Consider the following 6,763-nt stretch of genomic DNA (forward strand, 5'->3'; position numbering starts at 1 on the left):
AGTTGCATTCTTTGATATCGATTCGCGAGATAGAACCTGATCATGGCTCTGCACTGTTTTGCAGGTCCCGCTGGGACAATTCTGGCACGTATCTCGTAACTTCATTTGGACGCGATGGTAGGGCACCAAACTGTAGTTTTCCATTCGCACCAAAGCGTGACCACCATTCTTCGGCAAAGTCACGCAACCGACAGGGGTTGCCGCTACCGACATTTTCGATAGCAGGTTCTCCTGGTGCAATGTCGTCGCGGACAACACTGTCAACGATCTTTTTAGCGACTTCGGTTACGGAGACAAAATCGCGAACCTGATTGCCCGATGTCATGGGAAAATCGTTGCCGCTTTCCGCTGCTCGTTTCAAAGACGGCCAAAGCCGCGATTCAGCTTCGCCTTCTCCAAAGACCTGGAAAATCCGGTGAATCGACAGTCGCAAGTTTTCCTCTATGGCTAACTGACTGAATGCGATCGACGCTGCAGCCTTCGACGCCGGATAACTATGGGTAGGCTCGAGTGGAGCGTCCGGTGGGATGAACTCATAGCGTTCACCTGATCGACCGTACTCGAAGCAACTACCGGCTACGACAAACCGGTCAATTCCTGCGGAGATTGCTGTTCGAAACAGCGTTAACGGCGCAAGCACGTTCCACCTGATGCAATTCTCCAGCGTGTCATAGGGGACGTTTGCCGTGTGGGCCGCTAGGTGGACAACGGCATCGCACCCGCTGAACGCAGATTCAGGCACTTCGTCCAATGCCGAGTCGATCCATGTGGGCTGCTTAGCAAGCGTGATTCGCGGCTTCGAAGTTGGTAGCCTTCGGAGCCCTATGACTTCATGGCCAGCCGCGTGAGCTTGGTTGACGAGGTGAGAACCGATAAACCCGGTCGCGCCGGTGACAAACAGTTTCATTGTTCGTGTTGATTCGAAAATACCGCTGGGCCTTTCTGCGACACGGCTAGCTGAAACAAAGTGCTCGATGAGTGCAATTTAGTGTTCCCCGAAACGAGAAAAACGGAACACTGATCGTCGCTGATTGGCACTCGTCCAAAATTGACTTGCCCGCGTGTTGCGTTCGGGAATTGATTGGAACCGAACGATATCGCGTCGCGGCTAATGTCCTGTAAGCCGGTATGAGAGCCGGGACTAACGGCGTGTAATTTTATAACGTTTAGAATTGGTGGTGAACGGTCATACGCTAGCAGCCGGTAAGGCGTACGAACCGGCGGCTAGCGCCTTGCCGCTCACTAAATTGGCAGCCCGCTCTGGTCCAAATGGGTAATGGCCGTGCCAAGGCAGATCTAGAACGGTGAATTGTATTCTTTCAATGTCGCGAACGCTCGATCACGATCCGAAACGATTGCCTCTTCACTTCCCCAGTCAAACCCGATGCTGTCCCATCGGATACCTGTGTCCGATTCGGGGGCATACTCGTGGTCGGTCTTGTAGACGACACAGGTGTTGTCTTCCAAACTTCTGAAACCGTGCGCAATGCCGATTGGAATCCATAGGACTTGCCGACCCGCGGCCGAGAGTTCCAAGCTGATCGCTTCCCGGTAGGTTGGCTCGTTCTTCCTTAAATCCACAAGCACATCGACAATCGATCCGCCGATGCAGTAGACAATCTTTTGATGGGCATGCGGCGGAACTTGGAAATGCATTCCACGGATCACATTCGCATGTGAAACGGAGTAAAACTCTTCGCGGAGCTCAAATTGCAAACCGACGTCCGCGACCTGGCCGATGTGAAATGTCTTCACGAACTCGCCCCGCGGGTCGCCTGCGTGAAACGGATCTAGCAGATAGACACCAGTAAACTTTTGTGGTTGCCACTTTCCAATCATGCGTTTGCGACCGTTGAACCCGTGGTGACTTCGTTCGCAAATTCGATGATTGAATCGACGATGTAGCCAAGCATCTCTTCCGTCAGCCCTGGGTAGGTTCCGGTGAACACGGTTTGATTCATGATCTCGTCCGCACCCGTCATCTCTCCAACCACCCTGATTGCTCCCGGGTTGTCTTTCCGAAGCTGAACGAACGCCGGTTGACGGAGCAAGTTGCCGCCAAACAACATGCGATTTCCGATCTTCTTTTCGTCAAGGAATCTCGCCAAATCGGTCCTCGTGAAGGGAGCATTCTCCCTGACCGACATTTTGAATCCGAACCACGAGCAATCCGACCGGTTCCCGGTGCTGTCCCAACTGAAGCTGCCGTCCGAATTCCATCCCGTGGCATGGGTCGGCAGCGAAAACTCAATGTACTCTTCCAGTCCGGCCAAGCCCGACCGCAGTGTTTGCCAATTCCGCTTCCGTGCCTCAATGAACTCAGGCAGTTTCTTCAACTGTTCACTCCCGATCGCGGCTTGCGGATCGAGCGGTTTTAAGTTGTAGCCCAAATGGCTGTAAATGTACTTGTGATCATAACCTTCAGGCAGTTCGCCCAATTGCCAACCAAACCGCTTGTTGCAAGTGTTGTCTTTGCCCGATGGGCACCAGCAATCACGCCCCCAATCGCGGAAACTTTCAACAAGCACCTTCAACGCCGCTTGGCCGACAATGTTGACGGCACCGCCTTCGCCCAGAGTCAGGTGGTGAGGTGGATAGAAGCTTTGTGTGGAAAGATCACCGAAACTGCCGGTGTACTTTGTGAGCGATCCATCTTCATTGCGTTCCGCCTTCGGATACTGCGGCAGCAGCGAAGAATCGGCACTGAGGGTGTAACTGCAACCCAGCGCATCGCAGTTGTCCTCAATCAACCACAGGTCGTAATCACGGCAGAATTGCAGGGTGGTGCTGAGGTCAAACGGATTGCCTAGCGCGTGAGCCATCATCACCGCCTTGGTTTTCCCGGGAACATAGGCGTCTTCCAGCTGCTCGCATTTGGCGTTTCCCGTGACGGGATCCGCGTCAATGAAGACCGCGGTGGCCCCGCACTGAATGATGGGTGCGACCGTGGTTGGAAAGCCCGCCGCCACGGTGATGATCTCATCGCCGGGGCAGATTCGCTTTTCTGCCGGAAGCTTGTGGCTGGTGAGAGCCGAAAGAGCGACCAAGTTTGCGCTGGACCCCGAGTTCACCAACAAAGATCGACGGACATCCAGAAAATCAGCGAGCGAGTTTTCGAACTTTTCTCCTTCTTTCCCAAGCGTCAACCAAAAATCGAGCATCGAACCAACCCCTGCTTCGACTTCGTCTTCGGTGAAGACGCGACCGGCGTAGGGGATGTTGGTTTCTCCCGGGACAAATTTGGGAGCGCTGGCATCATACGCAGGACGATTTTGACCGTGGGTTCGTCGTGAGTATTCCCGTGTCAACTTTAGGATCTGCTCACGAATTTCTTCAGTTGCTAAATTGTCGCTTGGATTCATATTGTCAACGGTCGTGATGGGGTGGCGAATCAGTTCGACGGGCTAGAAGCCTATCCCACACTATTCTCGGAGGCCCAGTTTCGTCCTGACTGCAGGGCATCTTGTTCGTATTCGTCGATCTGGCTGGATGTGAGATCAGCAGGATTGCCGCCGTTATGATTGCCTAGATACCACTGGACGGTTTTCTGAATCGTGGTTTTAAAGTCCCAAGTGGGCTGCCAGCTCAACAAGTGAAATGCTTTGTCGATAGCTAGATTCAGCTTGGACGCTTCATGTGGAGCGTTTGGATCGGATGCGTCGAGCCATTCGCCACCCGTCGATGCGAGCACCTCTTGGACGACTTGCAGGACGGTTCGGTTGCTAGTCAGCGAGGGACCAAAATTGAAAGCGTCACAAAATTGGCATTGGCTCGCATCCATGTTTGCAGCCAACCAAAGGTAACCTGAAAGCGGCTCCAAGACGTGCTGCCAGGGCCGAGTTGCGGTCCGATTTCGAACCGGGACGGGCTGCTTTGCGAAGATTGCCCGAAAAACATCGGGAATGATTCGATCGCTTGCCCAGTCACCGCCGCCGATCACATTTCCTGCTCGGGCCGATGCAACATCGATTAGTGAATCACCAGCAAAGTATGAATTTCGGTAGGAACTGACCACCAGTTCCGCACATCCTTTTGACGCACTGTAAGGATCATGGCCACCCATCGGATCATTCTCTCGATAGGCATGCAGCCACTCTCGGTTTTCGTAACACTTGTCGGTGGTAACCACCACAGTTCTGCAAGGCCCGCTCAATTGACGCAGTGCATCGAGCAAATGAACCGTTCCCATCACGTTGGTGGCAAAGGTGTCCACTGGGATCTCGAACGAAAAACGTACCAGTGGCTGTGCGGCCAAGTGAAACACGTAATCTGGCTTGGCAGCGAGAAGTGCATCCCGCAACGCACTTGCGTCACGAACATCACCCCGACTGTCGGATGCGATGCGTGACGGCAACCCGAGCTGATCAAAGAGGGTTTCGTGGGGTTGAGGGTCCAGTGCGAAGCCATGAACGTTGGCGCCCAGTCGCAGTAACCACTGACACAGCCAGCTTCCCTTGAAGCCTGTATGCCCGGTCAAAAAAACCGATCGATTGCGGAAAGCGTTGTTAAACATAGTTAGAAAGCAGCATGAGAATCATCATCAACGAGGCAAGGAAAGCCTGACGCCCCCGTGACGACACAGCTGGAATCCTATCCCACATTCACCCTGGCGGACGAATCCCAGGTTTTCCATGGGGCGTTTCCCGCTTCCCACAGTTTCTCAAGTTCGTTCTTATCACGAAGTGTATCCATCGGCCGCCAAAAGCCGTCGTGTCGGTAGGCTGCCAATTGGTTGTCTTTAGCCAGTGTTTCAAGCGGACCACGCTCCCAAATGGTTTCGTCCCCTTCTTCGACATAGTCGATCGCTTTGGGATCAAGCACAAAGAAGCCACCATTGATCCAGGCACCGTCGCCAACAGGCTTTTCCTGGAACTGCTTGACCAAGTTCGAATCGTCTTCTGAGAAACCCATGGTGCCATAGCGTCCCGGTGGCTGTACTGCTGTGACGGTGGCAAGCTTGCCTTGATCATCGTGAAACCGTATCAGATCTCCGATATCGACATCGGAAACCCCATCCCCATAGGTAAAGCAAAAGGGCTCGTCGTTGAGGTAGCGACGAACCCGCGCCAGTCTTCCTCCAGTCATCGTTTCATCGCCGGTGTCGACAACAGTGACACGCCATGGTTCACCATGGCGTGTATGGACTTCAATTGAATTACGTGAAACGTCAAAAGTAATGTCCGACGTGTGCAAAAAATAGTTCGCGAAATACTCCTTGATCACATAGCCCTTGTAGCCCGCACAGATAATAAAATCATTGATTCCATGCGAAGAATACATCTTCAGGATATGCCACAGAATTGGCCGGCCTCCGATTTCCACCATCGGCTTGGGCTTAAGGTGTGTTTCTTCGGAGATCCGAGTCCCCAAGCCGCCGGCCAAAACCACAGCTTTCGTCGAGTTATTGTGGATTGAGTTTCTCATTGTGATTGCTGGCAAAAGAATGATGCTGTCGCGACGTAGAAACAGGTGGGTGTATGCGTCAATCGCTGGTCTGTCATGCTGCTACTCCGCCGCCATGCTTACCGTATGTCCGTGTTGCTCTAACAGAGCGTGGCGGCGGGCGATGCCGAGGTCGCTGGTGACCATTTCGTCGCACATTTCCTCCACCGTGATTTCGGGTTGCCAGCCGAGGCGGTCTTTGGCTTTGGTGGGATCGCCAAGCAGTGTTTCGACTTCCGCCGGACGGAAGTATCGCGGGTCGACCCGGACGATGACGTCGCCCGCCTTTACCGCGGGCGCCTTCGACGCGTCGGTCACCGCCGTGACCGTGGCAATCTCGCCGAGTCCCGCACCGCTGAACTCGACCTCCATCCCCGCGTAGTGCGCCGACATCCGCACAAACTCTCGCACGCTGATCTGCTTGCCCGTCGCAATGACGAAGTCCTCGGCACTGTCCTGCTGCAACATCATCCATTGCATCCGCACGTAGTCCTTGGCGTGCCCCCAATCCCTGAGCGCGTCCATGTTGCCGAGGTACAGGCAGGGCTCAAGGCCCTGGGCAATGTTGGCCATCCCGCGGGTGATCTTGCGAGTCACAAACGTTTCGCCGCGACGCGGTGATTCGTGATTGAACAAAATCCCATTACACGCATACATCCCGTACGATTCGCGATAGTTGATCGTGATCCAGTACGCATACAATTTGGCACAGGCGTACGGCGAACGCGGGTAAAACGGCGTGGTCTCCCGTTGCGGGATCTCTTGGACCAGGCCGAACAATTCCGAGGTGCTGGCTTGGTAAAAACGCGTCTTCTTTTCCAGTCCCAAAAACCGAATCGCTTCCAATAGCCGTAACGTCCCCATCCCATCGACATCGGCGGTGTATTCGGGCGATTCAAACGACACCGCCACATGCGACTGGGCACCGAGATTGTAAACCTCATCGGGCTGCACTTCGTGCAAGATCCGCGTCAGGTTCGATGTGTCGGTCAGGTCGCCATAATGCAGTTTGAATCGTTGCTGTTCGGCATGGGGCGATTGATAGATATGGTCCACGCGGTCGGTGTTGAACGAGGACGCACGACGCTTGATGCCGTGAACCTCATAGCCTTTTTCCAGCAAAAACTCCGCCAGATAGGAGCCGTCTTGGCCGGTGACGCCGGTGATGAGAGCTTTTTTCATTTTTTAAGTGGCGAGGGGAGAGTTGCGAGGGGCGAGGAGCGATTTTCTTGTGACTCGCGACTAGCCGCTCGCTACTTTCTCTAACCGCTACTCTCTTTTGTGTCGTTGAATCAATGCCCCCAGCATTCGGCCGAGCTGC

Annotated in this window: 6 protein-coding genes; all 6 read right to left on the minus strand. The window is 54.1% G+C overall.

Annotation, left to right across the window (positions count from 1 at the left end; genetic code table 11):
• Positions 1-40: 40 nt before the first annotated feature.
• Positions 41-907 (minus strand): NAD-dependent epimerase/dehydratase family protein, encoded by an 867-nt coding sequence (locus HFP54_RS08050; protein ID WP_168564679.1) that lies wholly within the window; start codon positions 905-907, stop codon positions 41-43.
• A gap of 389 nt (positions 908-1,296) precedes the next feature.
• Complete coding sequence (locus HFP54_RS08055; RefSeq protein WP_168564680.1) at positions 1,297-1,839, minus strand: dTDP-4-dehydrorhamnose 3,5-epimerase family protein; 543 nt, start codon at positions 1,837-1,839, stop codon at positions 1,297-1,299.
• On the minus strand, positions 1,836-3,362 hold the full coding sequence (gene rfbH / locus HFP54_RS08060; protein WP_168564681.1) for a lipopolysaccharide biosynthesis protein RfbH: 1,527 nt from the start codon (positions 3,360-3,362) through the stop codon (positions 1,836-1,838). The genes HFP54_RS08055 and rfbH overlap by 4 nt, the downstream gene beginning before the upstream one ends.
• A gap of 50 nt (positions 3,363-3,412) precedes the next feature.
• Positions 3,413-4,513: a CDP-glucose 4,6-dehydratase gene (gene rfbG, locus HFP54_RS08065; RefSeq protein WP_168564682.1), complete on the minus strand. Its 1,101-nt coding sequence runs from the start codon at positions 4,511-4,513 to the stop codon at positions 3,413-3,415.
• Positions 4,514-4,590: 77 nt separating this feature from the next.
• A complete protein-coding gene (gene rfbF, locus HFP54_RS08070; protein ID WP_168564683.1) occupies positions 4,591-5,424 on the minus strand; it encodes a glucose-1-phosphate cytidylyltransferase in 834 nt (277 codons plus the stop codon).
• 81 nt (positions 5,425-5,505) lie between these two features.
• Positions 5,506-6,624, minus strand: a complete 1,119-nt coding sequence (gmd, locus tag HFP54_RS08075; RefSeq protein WP_168564684.1) for a GDP-mannose 4,6-dehydratase — start codon at positions 6,622-6,624, stop codon at positions 5,506-5,508.
• Positions 6,625-6,763 lie beyond the last annotated feature (139 nt).

The organism is Crateriforma spongiae, assembly GCF_012290005.1.
GTDB classification, from domain to species: Bacteria; Planctomycetota; Planctomycetia; order Pirellulales; family Pirellulaceae; genus Crateriforma; species Crateriforma spongiae.

Bases quoted from the DNA above. Each gene is read 5' to 3' on its own strand.
- HFP54_RS08055 (WP_168564680.1), bottom strand. From the start codon at position 1,839: ATGATTGGAAAGTGGCAACCACAAAAGTTTACTGGTGTCTATCTGCTA.
- rfbG (WP_168564682.1), bottom strand. From the start codon at position 4,513: ATGTTTAACAACGCTTTCCGCAATCGATCGGTTTTTTTGACCGGGCAT.
- HFP54_RS08050 (WP_168564679.1), bottom strand. From the start codon at position 907: ATGAAACTGTTTGTCACCGGCGCGACCGGGTTTATCGGTTCTCACCTC.
- rfbH (WP_168564681.1), bottom strand. From the start codon at position 3,362: ATGAATCCAAGCGACAATTTAGCAACTGAAGAAATTCGTGAGCAGATC.
- rfbF (WP_168564683.1), bottom strand. From the start codon at position 5,424: ATGAGAAACTCAATCCACAATAACTCGACGAAAGCTGTGGTTTTGGCC.
- gmd (WP_168564684.1), bottom strand. From the start codon at position 6,624: ATGAAAAAAGCTCTCATCACCGGCGTCACCGGCCAAGACGGCTCCTAT.